21 protein-coding genes are annotated in these 21,559 nt (G+C 39.6%); 10 read left to right on the forward strand and 11 right to left on the reverse strand.

Annotated elements, in window-relative coordinates; translation table 11 throughout:
* Positions 1-243 precede the first annotated feature (243 nt).
* The 3 genes from Q0954_RS16140 to Q0954_RS16150 all read right to left on the reverse strand — a co-directional run bounded on the left by Q0954_RS16140 (position 244) and on the right by Q0954_RS16150 (position 2,945).
* Positions 244-879: a hypothetical protein gene (locus Q0954_RS16140; RefSeq protein WP_299458526.1), complete on the reverse strand. Its 636-nt coding sequence runs from the start codon at positions 877-879 to the stop codon at positions 244-246.
* 47 nt (positions 880-926) lie between these two features.
* Positions 927-1,571, reverse strand: coding sequence for a hypothetical protein (locus Q0954_RS16145; RefSeq protein WP_299458527.1), 645 nt, complete (start codon positions 1,569-1,571; stop codon positions 927-929).
* A gap of 222 nt (positions 1,572-1,793) precedes the next feature.
* Complete coding sequence (locus Q0954_RS16150) at positions 1,794-2,945, reverse strand: aspartyl protease family protein (protein WP_299458528.1); 1,152 nt, start codon at positions 2,943-2,945, stop codon at positions 1,794-1,796.
* A gap of 721 nt (positions 2,946-3,666) precedes the next feature.
* Here Q0954_RS16150 and Q0954_RS16155 point away from each other — a divergent pair.
* Positions 3,667-5,106 (forward strand): DUF3667 domain-containing protein, encoded by a 1,440-nt coding sequence (locus tag Q0954_RS16155; RefSeq protein WP_299458529.1) that lies wholly within the window; start codon positions 3,667-3,669, stop codon positions 5,104-5,106.
* A 71-nt stretch (positions 5,107-5,177) separates the two neighbouring features.
* Here Q0954_RS16155 and Q0954_RS16160 read toward each other — a convergent pair whose 3' ends face one another.
* Positions 5,178-5,696, reverse strand: coding sequence for a TlpA disulfide reductase family protein (locus Q0954_RS16160; RefSeq protein ID WP_299458530.1), 519 nt, complete (start codon positions 5,694-5,696; stop codon positions 5,178-5,180).
* 268 nt (positions 5,697-5,964) lie between these two features.
* Here Q0954_RS16160 and Q0954_RS16165 point away from each other — a divergent pair, with 268 nt between their 5' ends.
* Positions 5,965-6,603 carry a carboxypeptidase-like regulatory domain-containing protein gene (locus Q0954_RS16165; protein ID WP_299458531.1) on the forward strand — a complete coding sequence of 213 codons (639 nt, stop codon included), beginning with the start codon at positions 5,965-5,967 and terminating at the stop codon, positions 6,601-6,603.
* Between the two features lie 91 nt (positions 6,604-6,694).
* Here Q0954_RS16165 and Q0954_RS16170 read toward each other — a convergent pair whose 3' ends face one another.
* From Q0954_RS16170 to Q0954_RS16190, 5 genes are all read right to left on the reverse strand, one after another.
* A complete protein-coding gene (locus Q0954_RS16170) occupies positions 6,695-6,919 on the reverse strand; it encodes a hypothetical protein (RefSeq protein WP_299458532.1) in 225 nt (74 codons plus the stop codon).
* Positions 6,920-7,304: 385 nt separating this feature from the next.
* On the reverse strand, positions 7,305-7,787 hold the full coding sequence (locus Q0954_RS16175; RefSeq protein WP_299458533.1) for a hypothetical protein: 483 nt from the start codon (positions 7,785-7,787) through the stop codon (positions 7,305-7,307).
* Positions 7,788-7,852: 65 nt separating this feature from the next.
* Positions 7,853-8,470: a hypothetical protein gene (locus tag Q0954_RS16180; protein WP_299458534.1), complete on the reverse strand. Its 618-nt coding sequence runs from the start codon at positions 8,468-8,470 to the stop codon at positions 7,853-7,855.
* Between the two features lie 131 nt (positions 8,471-8,601).
* Positions 8,602-9,795, reverse strand: coding sequence for a GTP-binding protein (locus Q0954_RS16185; RefSeq protein ID WP_299458535.1), 1,194 nt, complete (start codon positions 9,793-9,795; stop codon positions 8,602-8,604).
* A gap of 63 nt (positions 9,796-9,858) precedes the next feature.
* Positions 9,859-10,512: a DUF1826 domain-containing protein gene (locus tag Q0954_RS16190; RefSeq protein ID WP_299458536.1), complete on the reverse strand. Its 654-nt coding sequence runs from the start codon at positions 10,510-10,512 to the stop codon at positions 9,859-9,861.
* A gap of 81 nt (positions 10,513-10,593) precedes the next feature.
* Between Q0954_RS16190 and folE the strand changes: the two genes are divergently transcribed.
* Together folE and Q0954_RS16200 are read left to right on the forward strand one after the other, a co-directional pair.
* The gene (folE, locus tag Q0954_RS16195) at positions 10,594-11,274 is read left to right on the forward strand and encodes a GTP cyclohydrolase I FolE (RefSeq protein ID WP_299458537.1); all 681 of its coding nucleotides are present in this window, start codon (positions 10,594-10,596) and stop codon (positions 11,272-11,274) included.
* Positions 11,275-11,428: 154 nt separating this feature from the next.
* Positions 11,429-11,962 carry a hypothetical protein gene (locus tag Q0954_RS16200; RefSeq protein WP_299458538.1) on the forward strand — a complete coding sequence of 178 codons (534 nt, stop codon included), beginning with the start codon at positions 11,429-11,431 and terminating at the stop codon, positions 11,960-11,962.
* A gap of 420 nt (positions 11,963-12,382) precedes the next feature.
* Here the strand turns inward: Q0954_RS16200 and Q0954_RS16205 are convergent, their stop codons facing one another.
* On the reverse strand, positions 12,383-12,961 hold the full coding sequence (locus Q0954_RS16205) for a Uma2 family endonuclease (RefSeq protein WP_299458539.1): 579 nt from the start codon (positions 12,959-12,961) through the stop codon (positions 12,383-12,385).
* Between the two features lie 26 nt (positions 12,962-12,987).
* Positions 12,988-13,545 (reverse strand): hypothetical protein, encoded by a 558-nt coding sequence (locus tag Q0954_RS35070; RefSeq protein WP_366916748.1) that lies wholly within the window; start codon positions 13,543-13,545, stop codon positions 12,988-12,990.
* On the opposite strand from Q0954_RS35070, the gene Q0954_RS35075 reads away from it, so the two are divergent.
* From Q0954_RS35075 to Q0954_RS16235, 6 genes are all read left to right on the forward strand, one after another.
* Positions 13,535-13,639, forward strand: coding sequence for an F-box protein (locus tag Q0954_RS35075; protein ID WP_366916749.1), 105 nt, complete (start codon positions 13,535-13,537; stop codon positions 13,637-13,639). The genes Q0954_RS35070 and Q0954_RS35075 overlap by 11 nt on opposite strands.
* A 775-nt stretch (positions 13,640-14,414) precedes the next feature.
* Complete coding sequence (pheT, locus tag Q0954_RS16215; protein ID WP_299458541.1) at positions 14,415-16,832, forward strand: phenylalanine--tRNA ligase subunit beta; 2,418 nt, start codon at positions 14,415-14,417, stop codon at positions 16,830-16,832.
* A gap of 344 nt (positions 16,833-17,176) precedes the next feature.
* Positions 17,177-17,473 carry a hypothetical protein gene (locus tag Q0954_RS16220; protein WP_299458542.1) on the forward strand — a complete coding sequence of 99 codons (297 nt, stop codon included), beginning with the start codon at positions 17,177-17,179 and terminating at the stop codon, positions 17,471-17,473.
* Between the two features lie 127 nt (positions 17,474-17,600).
* A complete protein-coding gene (locus tag Q0954_RS16225) occupies positions 17,601-17,897 on the forward strand; it encodes a cell division protein ZapA (RefSeq protein ID WP_299458543.1) in 297 nt (98 codons plus the stop codon).
* A gap of 242 nt (positions 17,898-18,139) precedes the next feature.
* Positions 18,140-19,744: a ribonuclease Y gene (gene rny / locus Q0954_RS16230; RefSeq protein ID WP_299458544.1), complete on the forward strand. Its 1,605-nt coding sequence runs from the start codon at positions 18,140-18,142 to the stop codon at positions 19,742-19,744.
* Entirely contained in the window at positions 19,734-21,452 is a 1,719-nt protein-coding gene (locus tag Q0954_RS16235; RefSeq protein ID WP_299458545.1) for a hypothetical protein, read from the forward strand. Before rny ends, Q0954_RS16235 begins: the two co-directional genes overlap by 11 nt.
* Positions 21,453-21,559: the final 107 nt, after the last annotated feature.

A 21,559-nucleotide genomic window follows, 5' to 3' on the forward strand; every position in this document is an offset into this window, starting at 1 on the left:
GTCACCCTTCGGTAAGACCTTCACAGGAAGTTATTTATAGGGAGGGTCAAGCCAATTTAACTCTAAAAAACGTTTCCTTGCTTTGGTGTTAGTGAAGCGAGAACAAAGCGCATTGACGCCCTAAAGATCGTACAGGAGTTGTTTACTGTTTTTAGGGTTGGCATTGTTTAGGTTGCCAAGGGGTTGAGTGTGGTTGGATTTACTCGGATGAATATGCATAGCAGCCTGTGGGTCAGCAAGCGATTATTTATAAGCCAGTTCTTCTACCGTTTTTACATGTTGGCGCAAATAATCAATAATTTCCCAGTGTTTGGCTTGCGATAGGGCATAGTCGTAGGTATGTACTATATTTTGTAAGGTAAATACTTGTAGTTGATAGTGATGGGTTTGTTGACCTTGTTCGTCAGTAGTAGTAGTCTTTTTCATTTTTACGCTATCTATTGTTTGCCAAGGTATTTTCTCTTTTTTGACAAACACCGCTTGGTATACTTGCAAATGGGTAGATGTAACTTCAAAAGAGTAAGCGCTACTCAATGCGTTAATGACAAAAGAAGCAAAACCTACATACAACATTGTCACCATAAAAGTACCTGTGCTGGTTTCATTGGTATTGCCTGCGACAAGGACATATATCAAAAAAGCAGCCAACAAAGTTACCAGACATAGTGCTACAAACAACCCAAAATCAGTGTGGAAAATCTTCTTTTTTGTTTGAGTAGAGGCTAAATGCGTTGTTTTTCTTTTTTTGTTGGTAGGCGCAGGGGTATGTTGGACCTTGTACAACAACCTGTCATACTCTTTCCAAAACTTACCTTCGTTTTGTTGCTTATACTTCGTCCATAGTTTTTGGGCTTTTTGTTCTTGTGGGGTGTGGTTCATATTAACACTTTGGACATTAATTTAAAAAAATTAAACAAGGGCTAAGCTTAAGGCTGTTGCTCTGCCTTTTTTTCACGCACATTGGGTAAATATTGACGTAAGTGTTCAAAGAATTTCGAGTGAATATTGCCCGATAAGCCATAGTTATAGGTGAAAACCTTATACTCACCTCGGTAATAGGTGTTAATGATTAAAAAATAGCGGGTAAATGAGTTGCCCTCTTCAGTCATAATTTCTTCTTGCTTTACAATGTGGTCTATTTTAGACCATTGGATCTCCTCTTGATTAAATGCTTTGTATACAATAAGTTTTGAAGGGGTAATACGAAATGAAGGGTAGTTGAAAATCTTAGATAGTGCGAAGAGTAAAAAAACAAGCCAAACCCCAAAAAATATCCCGCCCCACTCTGGAACATTTGTATTGCTGAATACCAATATAGCAACTAACCCAGACATGGTAACTGTCGCGAGATAACGTTCACCCAAATTACTGTAAACAGGTGATTTTTGAACTGAGGCTGAAGCCGAAGGTTGAGTTACGGGTATCTTTTGCTGGGTAATATAGGTGGGTAGTTCAGTAGTATTGGCTTCCCTAACCAAAGAGTCATATCTTTCCCAAAACTCACCTTCGTTCTGGCACTCATACTTTGCCCATAGCTTTTGGGCTTTTTGTTCTTGTGGGGTGTGGTTCATTGTCTTTGCAAAGGTTATGATCAAACTTATATTTCTATATTTATACGACGAAAAGGAAGGTCATGGGTAAAAAAAAGCGCAAGGCATTGCCTTACGCTAAGGGTAGTAAAGGTGACCACCTATTTTTATTTTAAATTTGAGTTAAGTATCCATAAGTATATATCTTAAATCAATGCTTTGGCGAAGTAGTTGAAAGAGGAGTGCCCAAAATTTGTCACTCGCCTAAATAAGTGATTGCAGTTTCATCGCAAATTTTTTGATTTTCCCTTCTCTTTTTACCGTGAGATAGACCACATTGCCGTGTTCTCTGAATAACTGAATAATGCGGGTCATGGTCAGTTTTTTGGTAGACATACCATTGATTGCCAACAGTTCGTCTTCGGGCAATAGCCCTGCTTTATCGGCGGGAGAGTTTTTGTAAATCTCCATTACTTTAAATTCTTTTTTGAGTGTAAGCTTAATTCTTATACCCGATGAGTTTACCTTAAAAGCTTGTTTAAAGTAACGATTAGGCTCTAAAATCAGTTTTTGGTTCGAGTAATCCAAAATCAGGTTAAAACGCTTTAAAATAGCATTGCCCAAAATGCCATCAATCTTGTCGGAGGCAAGCAGGCCTCGCTTGGCACGGCTGAGGTTTACGGGCACATTGCTAAAGTTAAAATCGCCTATTTTCATTCCTTTTAGGCGTGCCTTGAAGTCGGTTACCTTAGAACTAGTCAAGCCTTGGGAGCTATGCTTTAATTTTTTGTTGAACTTCTTGAGTAATTGATGACGGTTTACAAAAGGAGTAGTCAATATCAACGAAGTACTTGCCCCGGTATCTATCAAAAACGATCCAGTCACCTTTTCACCGTTGTCGAGCGTAATGCTTGCTTTGATACTAGGCACCGGAAACCACCAACTTACGTCATAGGCCTTGGCATTTTTAGGAAACTGATACTGGGCTTTGTTGTAGAGTTCTAGTTGATGCGCATCGTGATTGATACGTACAATGTATTTTTTGAGAATAGCAAAACCAACAATGCCGTCAATGACTGCGCCTGAGCGTGCCTCAAGGTGCGAGAGCGACGAACCCAACAAGCGTACATCAGGTACACTCAAATGCGCCAGTTTTAATTCATTATTGGCAAAATAAGGGGTGAAGTCTTGGCTGTGGGCACTTTTTACTGGTGTAAAACCACTGGGCATCAACTTTAAGTTTTTGGCGGTGCGCAAGTTAATCACCGTGCCTCCAGCACCCGTGTCAAATATAAAATTGAGGTGTTGCGAGTTTCCTACCTTTAGTTTGATAAAAATATGTTCTCCCACCATTTTCATGGGCAACCTTACAGCGGCTACGTTGTGGGGTGTTTTGGCATAAGTTTGCGTTTGCATCAAAAGCAAAAGAGTTATAAAGCAGGCAATCAAGCCAATTTTATTGCCTGATCTCGTATTGATCGTATTTTGGGGTGTTATCATGAGCGATGTCTTTACCTATAGTGATATAGTGTTCATTATTCATTATTGAATATTGTGCAGATTATTTTCTTATTGAAATGCGTGTGGGTAGGTATTTATATATTAGACGGGGTTAACCTATTAAAAAGTTTTAAAATGAAAGAGAAAAATATGGTGTTTTTGTTAAAATAAAGTACAATGTTTGGTTTTGGTTGTATTTGAGGTGTAAATCCCTGAAAATAAGAAAGGTAGATAAGTAGGGGAGGGGGTGATGGGTTGACCTCTGATACTGCCTCACAATAGATTTTAAGAAAAAATTACCCTAAGGAATAGCCATATTTGACAAGCAGGACTGATCAAGATGGTTCCACGCTGAAAAAAGATTTTCGGCGTTGGTCTCAGTGAAACGACTTCAAAGCACACCATAAGATTCAACATTGCCTCCAACAATAGTTTGACCTGAACTTATGTTGCTACATATTCGTACAATATAGCATAGTACTGTTTAATGCAAAGTACTAAGTTATACATAATTTCATAAAAAAATTAGGTGTAAAATTAAGCAGTATGTATATTTGCGCCTTTATACAGTATTTAAAGCTTGTTTAGGCCATTCAACCCCCTACTATCACAATAATATATAATCAGGAAATAAAAAATGAAGAAGAGAAGAAAGACTGACCAATGCCTCAATTGTGGGTTGGTGTTTGAAGTGCCCGACGAGTTTTGCCCCAGGTGTGGGCAAGAAAATCACCAAAAGGTAAAGTCGGTTCGTTTATTTTTGATCGATTCGTTCAACGATGTACTAGATGTTGACTCACGGTTTTACCGTAGCATCTTTCCTTTTTTGTTTAAGCCTGGGTTATTGACCAATGAATATGTCAATGGTAAAAGAAAACACTTTGTTCAGCCTATCCGCATTTACCTGGTATTTAGTTTTATTTACTTTTTTGTTTCTTCATTGGAAGTAAACAAACTCACCAACCAGAAAAGCTTTAAAGGCAAGATTAAAAATTCTGCCATATCAGACCAAGCCCGCCGAACCAAAGATTCTATTGAGCTGAACAAACTGGTCTATAAAAACTATCAAATAAATCCAGTAACCATTGATGACTCTCTCAAAAAAAACAAACTTGTCCCTGTCGATTCACAATACCTGGCGACTATCCATCAGGGTTTTAGGGCTATGTATGCCCAAAAGCAGTACCGAGACTCGCTCAAAAAGATAAAAAGGGACTCATTGATTTACCAGAAACGCAAGAAAAGATTGGCCAAAAGACTGAATTCTTATCGTAAGAAATTGCAAAAAACGACTAATGAAGAAACTAGCATAGCCCTACAAGATAAGGTTGCCCGGTATATAAGAGATTCGACAAGAACTGAGCTAATTTTCCGACTTAAAACCAAGCAACGCTTCTACCAAGACAGCCTACAACGTTATACAAATCACCCACAAAGAACGAATCAAGCAACAGTGTTGGCAGGTATAGAGGCTCGCCTTGATTCTATTCGTGGCACCCGCCAAAGCGATCGTCAACGTTTTGGTGAAACCGATCAATTGTTTTTTGGTATTCATATTCGGAGAGTAGGCGAGTTGTCGTCGTTGGGGCTCAAAGAAAAAGCAATTATGGACTCGCTCCACATCAGGAGGACTACTATCAATCGGCTAATTGTACACCAAACTATTCGCTGGAGTAACGCCAGTGGAGCACAGTTGATTAGTTATGCTGTAGAAAAGCTACCCATTGTCATGTTTTTTGTGTTGCCCTTGTTTGCTTTGCTGCTCAAACTCTTGTATATCCGCCGTAAAAGGTATTATGTTGAACACATTATTTTTACGCTACACATTCATAGTTTTGCTTACTTTATCTTTACTTTTAGCATACTATTTCTCGAACTTTCCCCACAAGGCGTAGTTTATATATTACCCATTACTTTTTTGCTGTTGTTTATATACACCTACAAGTCTTTTAGGAATGTGTACCAACAAAGCAGGATCAAAACATTGCTCAAAATTGGACTGATAGGTATTGCCTACCTGCTTGTTCTGATAGTGGCGTTTACGCTGGGTATTATAGTAAGCTTGCTGTTTTTTTAGTACAAACCAAACAACGCCCTTACTTCTCTCAAAGCAAGGGCGTTGTTTCAATAATACGAATCTGCTTATGTTTACATATCCAAGGCTTTGCCTATTAGTTTTTTGGCTTTGGCACTGCTTGGGCGGTAAAAATCATCGGCAAGTAATTTACCATCTTTGCCTACCAACATATAACGGGGAATGTATTGCACTTTGAAGCGTTTGTTGATTTCTCCTATTTGCTTTTGATCGGGCTTCCAGTGATGCCCTTGTATTTTCATTTTCTCAATCCCTCTTTTCCAGGCTTTTTCGCCTCTGTCAAATGAAACATACAAAAATACGATGTCTTTGCCTTTAAACTCTTCGTGCAGTTTGCGGCTATAGGGCATTTGTCCCCGACAAGGTCCACACCAGGTTGCCCAAAAGTCTATGTATACTACTTTGCCTTTGAACTGCTTGAGTACTTCGTCAAATTTTTTACCTTTAGCATCAATAAATACCACCTCATTGTTAGCGGTTTTATTTTTGACTGATGTATTGGGTAACGTAGTTGCTATTGCCAACCCTGCCACTATGACAACTGCCAGCAGTTTAAACAATTTTGTCTTCATATTGATTTATATTTGTGTATATGCGAATCTATTAAAATTTACGCTAAAATGTGACAATTGTTATTAACGTAACAATTAGAGTTACTATAATTAACAGTATTTTAACGGCTAAGTTCCAGTCATGAGACAATTGATCTGTTTTTTTCGTTAATTCAGTAAAACCTCTATTTCGCATTTTTATTATTAGGCTTTCGTTTGTATTTTTGAAAATACAAGTGATTAAACTTTAGGTAATTATTTTTCAATAAACTTTAAACTCCACACAACCTTGAAGATTTATAGAATCACTCAATATATTCTAATTGCTATTTGTTGGTTTGCCTTCCAAAATGCACAAGCACAGGGAGAAAATCAAACACTTATTCTTTCGGGGGTTATTATTACCGGAAAAAAAGCCGAACCTGTACCAGGGGCACACGTGTATATCCCCAAAGCAGGCAGAGGTACTACCAGTACAGTCATTGGTAGTTTTGGCTTGTCGGTAGTGCCTGGCGATAGCGTGGCCATTACTTCGGTAGGTTTCAAACCTCATTATTATAGGGTACCCTACGACAAAACAGATAATATGTCGGTGGTGATAGAGTTGACTGAAGATGTCCAAATGCTTGATGTAGTAGAGGTGTTTCCTTATCCTACCGAAGAGATATTTAAAGAAAGGCTATTAGCGCTTGAGTTGCCAGACGAAGAAGTAATGCAAACGCTTAGGAAAAACTTAAGCCAGCAAATATTGACCAAAATGGCCATTAATATGGGAATGGATGCAGGGGCTAACCATAAGTATTACACCAATCAGTATGCAGTAAATATGGGCAATCGTTTTATGGCTCCATCGTTGTCACTACTCAATCCATTTGCTTGGGCACGCTTCTTTCAATCACTCAAAAGAAAGAAGAAGAAAAAGAAGTAGAACTCAATCCTGTTATATAAAAACTCACCAAAAAAGCCATTGAAAATTTTTCAATGGCTTTTTTGGTGAATGGTTGATTTGAGTATTTTAATTATTTTTTAGCTAACCTTTGATCTTCGGCAGCAGTAGTGCGGGTCACGTTCTTTTTTACCTTTTGTGTAGCAGTAGTATTTACCGGAGCACGATCGCAGTTGGCCATACAAAAAACGCCTAATGCAATCACTACCATCCACACAGAAAAGTAAGCCCACATTTTGCCCACACTTGTGGGTGATTTACCTTCTACCTCAGTTTTTTCAATTATAGTATCAATCATTGTTTTTAATCAATATTTGCCTAATGTTTTTCTAAATACCTTTGTTATTGTATTTACTATAAAAAGGCAGACAAGTTTTTTTTGTAATACTATTTTTTGTGGTTTTTCTTAAATTGGTAATTTTACCTATCGGGCTCGATTCATCTTAAACAAGTTCCTTATAAAACAAAAAACCTCCCTTAAACAAGGGAGGTTTTTGCACACACATTTACAACAAGTTTTAATACTACCGTTAAAGTATCAATACCTTAACTAAACATATAAAGCTCAGAGGCTGTAAAGTGTACTCCATATTTTCAAGTTTTTTTCTGTCAATGCTTTCATTATTATGAGTGTAGAAACGGGCTTTTGTTATCAAATTAAGAGTTGTCCCCCGTCAGAACACTTATTTTTTGAATACTTGTTTGGCTTCTTTCAGTATATATATTAAATGATCGGGATTATCAGGGTTAAGCTGCAAACGTCCTCTAAAGGTAACTTTACCTGAATCGAAAGTCGTACGTTTTCGTTGTGTATACACTTCCATTACACTTTCGGGACCTGCGCCTCCGCAAAAATAGCAGCTTTTGAAGGGCAGTGCCGACAACACCCAAAACTTACCTCCTCCGTCGTACATTTCAGTAGGAATTAGGTATCCGCTCACTGTAATCATCTTCTTATCAAGCGACAGCGTAGTCTTATTAAATTTGGGGTAAAGTATTTGGTCATTGTATTGTGGATTATACTTTTTTACCCAGGTTATTTTCATCAGGGTACGCCAAATATCGCTATTGCTTACGTCTAGGTCAGACAGTTGATCATAGGTAAAAAAAGCAATATTTGCCCCACTTGCCAGCACCAATCCCAATACGATAAAAATTTTTTTCATAGAAATCAAAGGTTTAGGGCTTGTTTAAAAAACAGGTTTTAACCACCAAAAAATACTTTGTTTTGTTACATTTCGACTGCCTCATTGAGTATATAAAATAACCTTTCTGGATTTTTAGTATTCAACACTAACTTGCCTTTTAAACGGATACGCTTACTGTTCAGCCGTATACCCTTGGGGCTGTTTACCTCTACGATAGACTCAGGACCAGCTCCTCCACAAAAAAAACATTGTTGAATGGGAAAAAATGAGAGCATAAAAAATGTTTGTTTTCTATCTTCTGTCAATGGATACATATAGCCACTTATCTCCACTACTTGATTATGATACTTTCTATGTTTGGCAGTAAACTTAGGGTAATAACCATATACTCCTTTGTGCTCATATTGAATATCAAAAAAAGCTTTCCAAATTCCAGCCTTCAACTTGGGTTTGAAGGCTTGCCATAAGGTGTCTTCTGGCAAGCGTTGACCTACAGTTCGGGCAGTATCAGTTAGTTTAACCGTGTCTATGACTGGCTTACCTGGCAGTGTACGTGTTTTTTCTGCCTTACTTGCCACTTCTTTCTTAGCAGGGGTGTATGCCAAAACTTCCTGGCTTACTGAAACACGGGTAAAATTGATAATAATGAGTACTACCACCAAAGAGATAGGTAAAATGTATAACCAATGCTTAGGGTTCATAACGGTTATTTACTTCTTCATAAATTGTTTAAACTACTACATCATTTATTAGTTTGTATCTTGTCCAAAGGCCAATGAATTAAACAAGCCCTAAGACTAACTACAGCTTTCATATTTCATACATCAAGTATTTACCATTGTGGAAATGGATCAGCAAAATGTATTTGGTCCCATACAGCAGCAGTTTCTTCATAAGTACACAAACATTGGTTCAAAGCATCAACAATGGCTGTTTTGTCCATGTCTTGACCAATAAATACCATTTCATTTAAGCGATCACCAAAATCATCATCCCATTTATCTTCTAAAAAAGCCTGCGTATCGGCATAATCTGGGTATTGTAACCTTTCGTGTAAAGGAACACTTGCCCACCATACACCAGCTTTTTCTGCCCTGAGCGAAGCACCTGCCTGTGACCAGTTCAGTGCATCATCGGGGCGCGACGCCAACCAAAATAAGCCTTTACTACGAATAACTGTAGTTGGAAACTCCTTGGTAAGGTATGCCCAAAACCTTTCGGGATGAAAAGGACGCTTGGCTTGAAACACAAAAGACCCAATGCCATACTCTTCGGTTTCGGGGGTATGTGTTTGTTGTAGCTCTTGTATCCACCCAGCAGACTGTGAGGTACTTTCAAAATCAAAGAGTTGGGTGTCAAGTATGGTACTTAGCTCCACTTTTCCGAAGGTACTTTCTATAATGCGGGCGGTAGGGTTAAATTTCTGAATGATCGCCTTAAGTGCGCCTAACTGTTCTTTAGTCACCAAATCTACCTTATTGAGGAGAATCACATTGGCAAACTCGAGTTGGTCAGTCAGCAGGTTTACAATGGTACGATTATCGGCTTCATCATCGTTCATTTCACGATCTAGTATGGTATCGCTAGAGCTAAAGTCCCTGGCAAAGTTATAGGCATCTACTACCGTTACCAAGGTGTCAAGTCGACTCACATCTGAGAGGTTTAGGGCAAGCTCAGGACTGTCGAAGAAAAAACTCTGGGCAACTGGGAGTGGTTCTGAGATTCCGGTGCTTTCTATCAATAAATAGTCAAAGCGGTTTTCTTGCGCCAATTTGCCTACCTCATCAATCAAGTCCTCTCTAAGGGTACAACAAATGCAGCCATTACTCATTTCTACTAACTTTTCTTCAGTGCGCGAAAGTGTATTCCCTTCTTTTACCAAGCGGGCATCTACATTTACTTCACTCATATCGTTTACTATCACCGCTACCCTCAAGCCCTGCTTATTATGCAAAACGTGGTTCAAAAGGGTGGTTTTTCCTGCTCCTAAAAAACCGCTTAATACAGTTACTGGAAGTTTTTTCATATCTTTTGGAATTCTAAAAAAAATTATAAATGGGCTAAGTCAAGTACTTGGGTAAATAAATGGTTATAAATTAACCTCGGTATCTAACCTAAGTAATAACCGACATTGGTTCTTGTCGAGTGGAGGGCTCCGGTGCATAATGGCATTGGTAGCAATGTGGTCGTGTAATGCACCCTTCAAAATTGCCACATCATACGTTTTGACACTTAAAACCTTTGACAAATCTTTGATTCGTTCGGCGTTTGAACTTGCCCCACAAAAACGAGGGTGTATGTTGTCATTATCAACCCATTGCGTACCAGCTCCCCAATAGGTACAAAGCAGGCGAAGTTCATTGGCATCGGTATGAAACAGGCGACACATAGAAGTCTCTATTTTGGCAAAATAAAGTTTGATATGTGATTGCTGCACAAGTTGAGAAAACTGCCAGACTAATTGATATATATCTTCGATAAGCGCTTGATAGCCTCTTGTGTCAAGCATGCGAAACTGTTGCAGGTAGTTATTCAAAATCTGTTTGAGGCGATTTACTGGCAAAGTTTCCTGAATTACAGGTACTTGTGTTTCTTTTTGGAGCAAGTAAAGGAAGTTTTGTAGCTCAACCGAGATTGTACGTTCCAAAATAGCCAGGTTCCGATGCGGTGCTTGTATTTCAGTCAGTGTGTCCCAGTTTTTTGTGTACAAAAAGTGGTCTTTCGCCAGGTTTTTAGTAATCATTCCATGGATTTTAAATGCAACATTGTTGCAAATGTAGTAATATTGCATAAAATTTGGAATTAATTCATTAAATAAATTGAAATGATACAAGAAAAGCTTAATAAACTTGATGCTGACGAAATAGGAGATTTACATATTACAGGTTCTTATGACACGCCCCTACGTGAAGATGCCTTTTTGCTGGATGATCAAACCAAAATACGGCTTATAGAAGAGTACTTTGGGAAAATTATGCACACTTTAGGGCTGGATTTGAACGATGATAGCTTGAAAGGCACGCCCTATAGGGTAGCAAAGATGTATGTCAAAGAGATCTTTAAAGGCTTAGCTCCACACAACAAGCCTGACTTGAAAGTATTTGAAAACAAGTATCAATACGGAGAAATGTTGGTAGAAAAAAATATCTCTCTGTATTCGTCTTGTGAGCACCACTTTTTACCGATTATAGGCAAAGCCCACGTAGGCTACATTGCCAACGATAAAGTGATAGGATTATCTAAAATAAACCGGATAGTAGATTATTTTGCGCGCCGCCCACAGGTGCAAGAACGTCTTTCCCGCCAAATATTTGAGGAGCTAAAACGCGTGCTTGATACAGAGGATGTGGCAATAGTGATAGAAAGCAAACATTTATGTGTGGCATCGCGGGGCATTCAAGATACTGAAAGTAGCACTGTAACGGCTGAATATGGTGGAAAATTTAAAGATAAAGAAGTACGCCAAGAGTTTTTGAGTTATGTACAGAACAACCTGGTTGGTTGATATAAAATTATCATAAGCAGTCACTTTTTGCCGAAATATCTTGGATATTTCGGCGCTAATCTTCAATCTTGCAATTGACTTGTGATACTACCTGGCTTTAAAAAAGCAGGTAAAGTTCTAGTCATATATTAACACTTTAAATCTTAAAAAAAAAATGAAAATTTTTAACTTTATCCTTGCACTTAGCTTAAGTGTAACATTATTTTCTTGTGGTGGCAGCAATCCAGCCGAAACAGAAGAGCATAAAGCAATGGTAACGGCCCATGAAACTATGGAAAAGGAGCATAAGGACATGGAAACTGCTCATGCTGAAATGGAAAAGCTTCATACTCAGATGGTAACCGACCATAAAGCAATGGCTGGAGAAACTCCTGACTCTGCTCACCAAGCCATGGAAGCCCAGCACGATAAAATGATTGCTGACCATAAAAAACTAGTTGAAACCCATAAAAACTTATTAGATAAGCACACTGAATTGGTGAAAAACCATGCTTCGGGTAAAGTAGACAAGGCTACCATGGAAAAGGAGCACAAAAAAATGGAAGAAGATCATAACAATACCAAAAAAGACCACGAAAAAATGGCGGGCGAGCATGAAACTATGAAAAAAGATCATGAGACCATGAAAAAAGAGCACGCTAATAAGGAAAAAGAAGGCGAAAAGAAAGAAGAAAAAAAGAGTGAGTAATAATAAGTAGTGGAGAGTAATTGGCTATAAGCTACAAGTATTTATATCACTAGTACCTCAACCTCTAAATACCTGATACATTATTTCGGCGATTTTTGCCCCCTGACTTTACTTAAAAAATATCGCGTAGCTATGGCTATGCTCCATTTTTGAAGTTCGTCAGAGAACAAATCTCATCCAAAATAAATAGTGCATTTACTTAGAGGATAAGGTACTAACCCTCAAGTGTTCTGGTCAAATTCTTGGCTAGAACACTTTTGTTTGGGTATAAAAACAAAAAACCTCCCTTAAGCAAGAGAGGTTTTTGCACACACATTTACAACAAGTTTTAATACTACTGTTAAGCTATAAATACCTTAACTAAACATATAAAGCCCAGAGGTTGTAAAGTGTACTTGATATTTTTAAGTTTTTTTATCGTTATAATTTTAAGCGAGGCAATTCAAGCACAAAACCGGGCAATACAGGCGATCCGCTTAGGTTCTGGTCAAAGTCAAGGATTTTTTGGCTGGAACCATCTGCCTGATAAATTTCTACGTTTTGGCTTTCTACATCAATCAACCACCCCAACTTTACCCCGTTGCCTATCCATTCGTGCATTTTTTCTTGTAAAGTAGGCAAGTGATCAGTGGCAGACTTAAGCTCTACCACAAAATCGGGTGCTATAGGCGCAAAACTTTTTTGTTGCTTTTCGCTCAAAGCATCCCAACGACTTTGGGCTATCCAGCTGGCATCGGGCGAACGCACCGCATTGTTGGGCAAGGTAAACCCTGTAGACGAATCGAACACTTGTCCTTGGCTCATTTCCACATTCCAATTTGCCAGTTGCCTCAAAATTTCAATGTTATACCTTCCGGTATCAGAATAAGTTGGAGTCATAATTAAAATATCACCATTAGAATTTCGCTCTATTTTCAAATCGCGTTGCTCAAGGCAAAAAGCCTCAAACTCGGCATCAGTCATTCTCAATACTTTGCTTTTTAGTGTAATGGCGGTCATAATCTCACTGTTTTTTTAATCAACTCTTATACATTTTTACGGCGATTGCGTTGGTAGTCTTCAAAAATAAAGCTACCCAGGTTTTCCAGGTTGCTATAGTAAGCCTTGCCGTTGTTGGTTTTGGTAAACTCACGTACAAAATCTTGCAAGTAAGGGTCAGACGCAATCATAAAAGTAGTTACCGGAATTTTCAGCCGTCGACATTGTACGGCAAGGTTCAGGGTTTTGCTCAAAATCTTGCGGTCAAGCCCAAAGCTATTTTTATAATAACGAATGCCCTGCTTCATACAAGTAGGTTTACCATCGGTAATCATAAAAATTTGTTTGTTTTGATTCTTACGTCGGCGCAAAATATCCATCGCCAGTTCGAGCCCGGCTATAGTGTTGGTATGGTATGGCCCTACTTCCAGATAGGGCAAATCTTTGATCTTGATTTGCCAAGCATCATTACCAAACACAATAATATCGAGGGTGTCTTTTGGGTAACGGGTGGTAATAAGTTCAGCAAGCGCCATTGCCACCTTTTTGGCAGGCGTAATGCGGTCTTCACCATAGAGAATCATCGAGTGCGAAATGTCAATCATCAACACTGTAGAAGTTTGCGACTTAAACTCGCTTTCAACCACCTCCAGGTCGTTTTCCAACAAAGTAAAATCGCCGATTCCGTGGTTGATCTGAGCATTGCGTAGCGAGTCGGTCATGGAAATATTTTCGAGCCCGTCGCCAAACTGAAAAGCCCGACGGTCGGTGCCCCGTTCGTCGCCCTTGCCCGAATAATTGGTGTGGTGGTTGCCAGCACCACGCGAACGCTTCAATTTGCCAAAAACCTCTTCGAGGGCACTCCTACGAATAGAAATCTCACTCTTGGCAGTCATTACTACTTTGCCTGTGCCTCCTTCTTCTTCTTTAATGTAGCCTTTTTTCTTGAGGTCTTCTATAAAATCCCCAATCCCATACTCATCGCTGGTCAAGTGGTGTTGCTGGTCAAGGTTGTTGAGCCACTGCAATGCTTCCGACACATCGCCCGAAGTCATGGTAACCAGCTGCATAAAAATATCGAGCAATCGGTCAAAGTCAGCTGCTTGCTTGAGTTCTGGTGGGGTATATTGGGTAAATCTATGTCCTAACATAATTTTTTAGTTTCAAGGTAAAGGGTTGCTATTTATAAATATACTAAAATAACTATGCAATGTAAAATATGGTTTCAAAGGGGATGGCCAAGTCTTAGATTATTAAACAATTGGCGTCTCGTTTGTTTTTAGGCAGGTCTGCTATATTTCCCAGTTTCCTCAATTTTAAATTGAATTCATTGCTTGTTTTTTTTGATTATCTATTTTTGTGTATAATTTTAACTGAGAAAGTAATCTGAGTGGTTTTTTTAAGTAATTAATTCCTTGATTATCAAACCATCAAACCCAGCTCAGTAGTAGAAAACGAGATTATACCATAGTTTATGAAAATAGCATATAATTGGCTGAAGCAATATATAGATTTGCCCGAAGATATAGAGGAGATCGGAGCTGTGTTGACCCAAACCGGGCTTGAGGTAGAAGGCATAGAAGAGTACCACCAGGTAGAAGGTGGACTAGCGGGGTTGGTTGTAGGCGAGGTGTTGACTTGCGCCAAGCACCCCAATGCTGATAAACTAAGTATTACAACTGTAGACGTAGGGCAAGACCGACCTTACCCCATTGTATGTGGGGCGCCTAATGTAGCCGCCGGACAAAAAGTAGTGGTGGCTTTGCCCAAAACCACGCTATATCCTACCAATGGTGACTCATTTCAGATAAAGAAAAGTAAAGTAAGAGGTGAGGTATCAGAAGGGATGATTTGTGCTGAAGACGAAATAGGTTTGGGTACAGAGCACGACGGTATTATGGTGCTTGACACCGACTTGCCCAATGGTACGCCTGCTGCCAAGGCTTTGGGAATGGAGACTGAGTACGTTTTTGAAATTGGACTTACCCCTAACCGGGTAGATGGGGCTTCACACATTGGTACCGCGCGTGATCTTAAAGCCGCGTTTGATCGTGCTATGTGCAAGCCTTCAGTAGAAGACTTTAAGGTAGACAATCCAACCAATCCGGTAGAAGTGGTAGTAGAAAACACCGAGGCTTGCCCTCGTTATGCCGGGGTTACTCTATCGGGAGTAAAAGTGGCCGCATCACCCGGCTGGCTCCAACACCGCTTGAAATCTATTGGCTTGTCGCCGATTAACAATATTGTAGACATTACCAACTTTGTGCTCCACGAAACCGGGCAGCCACTGCACGCTTTCGATCTTGCCGAAGTTGCTGGCAACAAGGTAATTGTAAAAACTTTGCCAGAAGGTACTCCATTTATTACGCTTGACGAAACCGAACGTAAGTTGTTGGACAAAGATTTGATGATTTGTGATGGTGAGGGCAAAGGGATGTGTATAGCCGGGGTATTTGGAGGCATCAAATCGGGCGTAAAAGAAAGTACTACAGACATTTTTCTCGAAAGTGCTTATTTTGCTCCTGCTTATGTACGTCGTACCTCACAAAAACATACGCTCAAAACCGATGCAGCTTTTCGTTTCGAGCGTGGGGTAGACCCTAACGCGACTATTTATGCCTTGAAGCGAGCCGCGTTGTTGATCAAAGAAATAGCAGGCGGTACTATTTCTTCTGAGGTTGTAGACATTTACCCTGAGCCTATAGGCAACTTTGAGGTAAAGGTAAAGTATGTCCACGTAGACCGCTTGATTGGTAAAAAACTGGACAAGGAGCAGATCAAAACTATTTTGAACAACCTTGACATTGAGGTAACCCAAGAAACCGAAGAAGGCTTTGTGGCAATTGTGCCTCCTTACCGCATAGATGTACAGCGTGAGGCGGATGTAATTGAAGAGATTTTGCGTATTTATGGCTACAACAACATTGAAATTTCTGAGTTTTTAGGGGCAGAGTCGCTTGCCAATTTCCCGGCAATAGACAGCAACAAACTACAGCAAAATATTACGCAAACGCTTGCCGCAAATGGTTTTAGTGAGATGATCAACAATTCATTGACCAAGCCTGCCTATGCAGCCGCAGTAGATCAGTTGAACGCTGAAAACGATGTGGTCATTTTGAATAAACTGAGCGAAGAGCTGGAAGTAATGCGTCAAACGTTGCTTTTTTCAGGCCTGGAGGTCATCAACCATAACATTAACCGCAAGCAAAAAGACCTGAAGTTGTTTGAGTTTGGTAAAATCTATCATAAAACCGATGGACAATATCAGGAAGCCCGCCAAATGAGTGTGTTTGTGACGGGTAACGAGCAGGCGGAATCTTGGATGACAGCCAGCAAACAAAGTCAGTTTCATTCGCTTGCTACCGCCATTGCCTGGGTTTGCCAGAAGTTTGGCTTGACCAACGTAGAAAATGAAAATATAGAAAGTAACATTTTTAGTTTTGGAGTAAATTATACTTATAAAAATAAGGTGATTGCTCAAGCAGGAATGGTGAGCGATAAAATATTGCAAATGAACTCTATAGAGCAAGATGTTTTCTATGCTGAAATTTATTGGGAACAATTGCTTAAGCTTTATAACGAGAAGGTATCTTTTGAAGAAATTCCTAAGTTTCCAGAGGTACAAAGAGATTTGTCGTTGGTGCTTGATGAAGGGGTAAGCTTTCTGGAGATTAAAAAAATTGCCGAAAAAACCGAGCGTAACTTGCTCAAATCGGTCAATGTATTTGACGTATATGTAGGCAAGAGTATCCCAGAAGGCAAAAAAGCGTATGCCTTGCGTTTTATTTTGCAAGACAATAAGAAGACATTGAACGATAAAGCCATTGACAAAACAATGAAAAAATTACGGGGCGCTTTTGAACACCAATTGGCGGCTGTAATAAGAGAGTAGAGGCAAGGTTCGGATCTCAAGATACTGCCAGGTGAGGCTAAAAGCTACAGGTGTTTTCTACCTGTAGCTTTATTGCTTGCCACCTGCCAATTAACAATAGCTTGAAACTATCTTTTATGGAATGGTATCAAAATAAATTTATATTTTTAAGTGTTCTCCCCTTATATCGGGGCTTACAGCTTTACTGGACACACTTCGTTAAAATTTAGCCTGTAAGAAACTATCATAGCTTTGACTATGCTTCCGTCGTGCAAGTGGGCTCAATATTTACTGGATATTGCTCTGCCTCGCCTGACCAAAAAATATTTTCTTAAACTATAGACCTTTATTTTTCCACCATTCCTATGGAAGAACAAGAACTTAAAAAACGCTTGGATTTGTTCGAGCGAAAAATGCAAAAACTGATTGTAAAAACCACTACACTCAAAAAAGAAATGGAGCGGGTAGTGGAAGAAAACATCAACTTAAAGGCCACTGTAAGGAAGCAAAAAGAAGAACTGGATAATTTTCAAAATCAAGAAAATTTCACTAAACTTGTTGCCTCAATATTGACTGGTACTGAAGATACCAATGGATTGAAAAAAAGGCTGGATGAGTATATTGAAGAGATTGACAAGTGCATAGCACTTATGAGTCGCTAGATGGATAGAGATAATAAGCTAATTTGAAAATAAAACAATACTTTCATTTACACAGGTTTTTGTATAGTGTAAGTGAGGTGTGGTGACTATATATAAACTTATTTAATCAATTAAATTTGAATGTTTCATGAAGCAATCGCTTTCTATAAAACTTAAACTGGCAGATAGGGACTACCCCATGCAGACTGACAGTGACACAGAAAGTAGACTGCGCATGGCAGCTAAAATGATCAACGAAAAAGTAAAGGCATATCGCAAAGAGTTTGGCATTGACAACCGACAAGACCTGTTGGCAATGGTAGCCCTGGATTATGCAGTTGAGAGTTTAACGCTTAATGAAGAAAGCGAGGATATGGACAGTTTGGTCACCAAAAAGATAGATTTTTGGAGTAGCCTCATAGACTCTACATTAAATTCCGATTAACGTTTACATAAGAAACACCATACACTTGCGTCAAACAAAGGCATAAGTGTTTCAAATACCTTTTTGTTTTTAGCCCTCTTTCTACCCCCTTCACCCTACTCTTTAGGTGATGTGTTTAAGGTGCTGTTTTCACAAATGCCTTATGTATCATCCCTACAGTCCCCTTCTTGCCCCAATCCTGGTAAATATTGTGATATTTAAACGGACGTTTCATCTATCAATCTTTAAACAGATAAATATATATGACAATCATTTACGTAATCATTACGGCTATTATTTCTATACCAATTGGTATAGGAATAGATAGAACCTTGCTAAAAAAGACCCTGAAAATAAAAGAAGAAGAAAGTGCAGACAAGTCTCAAATCATCATTAAGCAAGCCAACCTTGCTGCTGATGAGATTAAACAAAAAGCGGAGGGTGTTCTTAAAGAAGCCGAAAGCAACAAAAAAGATAAAATACTGGAAGCTAAAGAACATTTCCTGAAGTTGAAAGCAGACTTTGAAGATGAGGCCAATCGCAAAAAAAATCAGATCATTAGTAATGAGCAAAAAATAAAGCAACGTGAACAAAACGTGGCAAAGCTCATGGAACAAAACAAGCGTAAAAACGGAGAGCTTGACAAGATCAAAGAGAGTTTGATGGAACAAACAGAGGTGATTGCAGAAAAGCGCAAAGAAGCCGACAAAATGCTTCAGTCTCAGGTAGAGCAACTGGAAAAGATTGCCGGACTTACCGCCGAAGAAGCACGCGAACAATTGATGGAAGCTTTGAAAAGTGAAGCACAAAGCAGGGCATCTTCTCAGATAAGAGATATACTGGAAGAGGCTAAACTAACGGCTACCAAAGATGCTAAAAAGGTGGTAATTGAAACGATTCAACGTACTGCTACTGAGCACGCCATAGAAAACTGTGTATCTATTTTTCATATTGACAGCGACGATATCAAGGGTAAAATTATTGGGCGTGAAGGACGCAACATTCGCACGTTGGAGTCTGCCACTGGGGTTGAGATTATTGTAGATGATACGCCTGAAGCAATCATTATTTCGGGCTTTGACCCAGTACGCCGTGAAGTAGCGCGTTTGTCGCTGCAGCGTTTGGTACAAGATGGACGCATTCACCCGGCACGCATCGAAGAGATTGTAGCAAAGACTACTAAAAATATTGAAGAAGAGATTATTGAAATTGGCGAACGCACTGTCATTGATTTGGGTATTCATGGGTTGCACCCTGAGCTTATCAAGTTGGTAGGACGTATGCGTTTCCGTTCGTCTTATGGGCAAAACCTATTGCAACACTCGCGCGAGGTAGCAAAAATTGCTTCTACCATGTGTGCCGAGCTGGGTTTAAACGCCAAACTTGCCAAACGCGCCGGGCTGTTGCACGATATAGGCAAAGTATACCCCGATGAGTCGGAGATTCCTCACGCTATTTTGGGGATGGAGCTTGCCAAAAAGTACAAAGAACACCCTGAGGTTTGCAATGCCATTGGTGCCCACCACGATGAGATTGAAATGACTTCGTTGATTTCTCCTATCATTCAGGCATCTGATGCTATTTCGGGCTCTCGTCCAGGGGCACGTCGCGAGGTGATGGAGTCTTACATCAAACGTTTGAAAGAATTAGAATCACTTGCTTTGTCTTTTGACGGGGTAAACAAGTGTTATGCGATTCAGGCGGGTAGAGAGCTTCGCGTAATTGTAGATGCAGAAAGTGTAAACGATGAACGCGCCAGTATTTTGTCTTATGATATTTCACAAAAAATAGAAAAAGACATGCAATATCCAGGACAAATAAAAATTACAGTTATCAGAGAAATGCGCGCGGTAAGTTATGCCAAGTAATGCTGATAATAAGTTATATAATCACAAAAAAAGCCGGGCATATCGTCCGGCTTTTTTTGTGGTAACCGGACTATGGTTTATTCTTTTGCTCGGTTGGTTGGGAGGCGCTTTATGGCTCTCGTTTCATCATTATAACACCATAACATTGTGGGTAGCCCAAGTGCTTGACAAAACCCAGCAAATAGACACCCTCCGAACCCAATACTTCACTCCTTCTTTATTTATCAGCTTTCGAATACTTGGTTGGTTGCTTTTTGCCACCTGGGGCTTAGTATATTATTGGCGACATCGGGGTACATTGCTTTTACTACGCTTTTGGTCACTTGTCAAAACTACCCTTGCTTTTTCTTTACAGAGCTTTATCACTTGTTCGCTTTCGCAAAAAATTATATTAATAATTACCCTGTGCGGTGTTTTGGCAAGCCGCCTGTATTACGCCACAGTTTTTCCTCTTCAATACGACGAAGCTTTTACTTATATTCATCTGGTACACAAGGGGGTGTGGGTATCAGCCATTTATTATCCAGGTCCTAACAACCACGTTTTTTTTTCTGAAACTGCTGCATTGCTTCACCTTTTTTTACCTACCCTTGTTGCCCTCCGACTGCCTTCTATTGTTGCCGGCCTTGCGGTTTGGTATTGGGTATGGCAATGGTTATACACCCATACTCGCTTCGAGTGGGCTTGCTTACTTGCCACTCTGGGCAATTTTTTATCTCCCATAAGTGTATACAGCGTGATGGGGCGGGGCTATAGTATGCAATTGCTTTTTATTTTGCTGGCTTTTCGTAGCATGCTTTCCATCAACTACCAACCCCAACATCGGCTGGTATTTATTGTGAGCAGTGTATTGGGTTTTTATACTGTGCCTACCTTTTTGTACCCATTTGCTGCATTGGTAGCATACCACAGCCTGAAGTTATGGCAGCAAGATAAAAAGTTGTTGAAGTTATGGGCAATCGACTTATGCATTGTAACGGGGCTTACTTGCCTACTATATAGCCCTATTGTATTGGCAAATGGGCTCGATGCCTTGGTAAGCAATGGTTGGGTCAAACCTTTGAGTTTGGCTGCATGGAGGCAACAATTCCCCACTTATTTGGCAGACTGGGGCAATACTTTGTTTGGTGACCCCTGGGGGCAATGGTTGGGCTTTGTGTATGGGTTTGGTGTGCTGCTTATTTTTATATTTCGCCGCAAGGCAGGCAAATTTGCTTTATTTTGTGTGGCAATTCCTGTGTTGATAATTGCCCTACAAAGGGTATTGCCTCCCCAAAGGGTTTGGTTGTGGCTTTGGTTGCCACTAGCATATACCGTTGCTTTGCTCTTGGGCAAAGCTATGCCTCGTATCAAAAGCTACTTCATCAGTACATTGTTAGGTGGTATTTGCTTATTTTTTGTCGTACACACAAGCTGCTTATTTGCTCAAATGCCCTCCAAAAGTTACCCTTATATTCAAGTTGCCAAAAAAATAGCATCAATACCAACTCTGCAAAAGGTGTTTGTACAACACGATACTTATTGGATATATTTGCAGTATACAGGCTTACACGTTGCCCAAGAACACTCCATTGATACAAAATACAAGCCTCAAGTAAAGTATGATTGGTTGATATTAAAAAAGCCTTTAGGCAGAAAGTTGCCAAAGAGGAGGTATCAGGTGTTTTTGGAAAATGAGCAGGTAGTAGTGTATCAACGTTTTGAATAAATTGATGTTTTTACTGCTGTGGCGGTAATTGTTGTTTGTATTAGATCGCTTCACTTTATTTTGAGCAAAACCATCCATTTTTACTGTTATAACGGTAAATATTGCTT

It is taken from the genome of uncultured Microscilla sp., assembly GCF_947493425.1.
Taxonomy (GTDB): domain Bacteria; phylum Bacteroidota; class Bacteroidia; order Cytophagales; family Microscillaceae; genus Microscilla.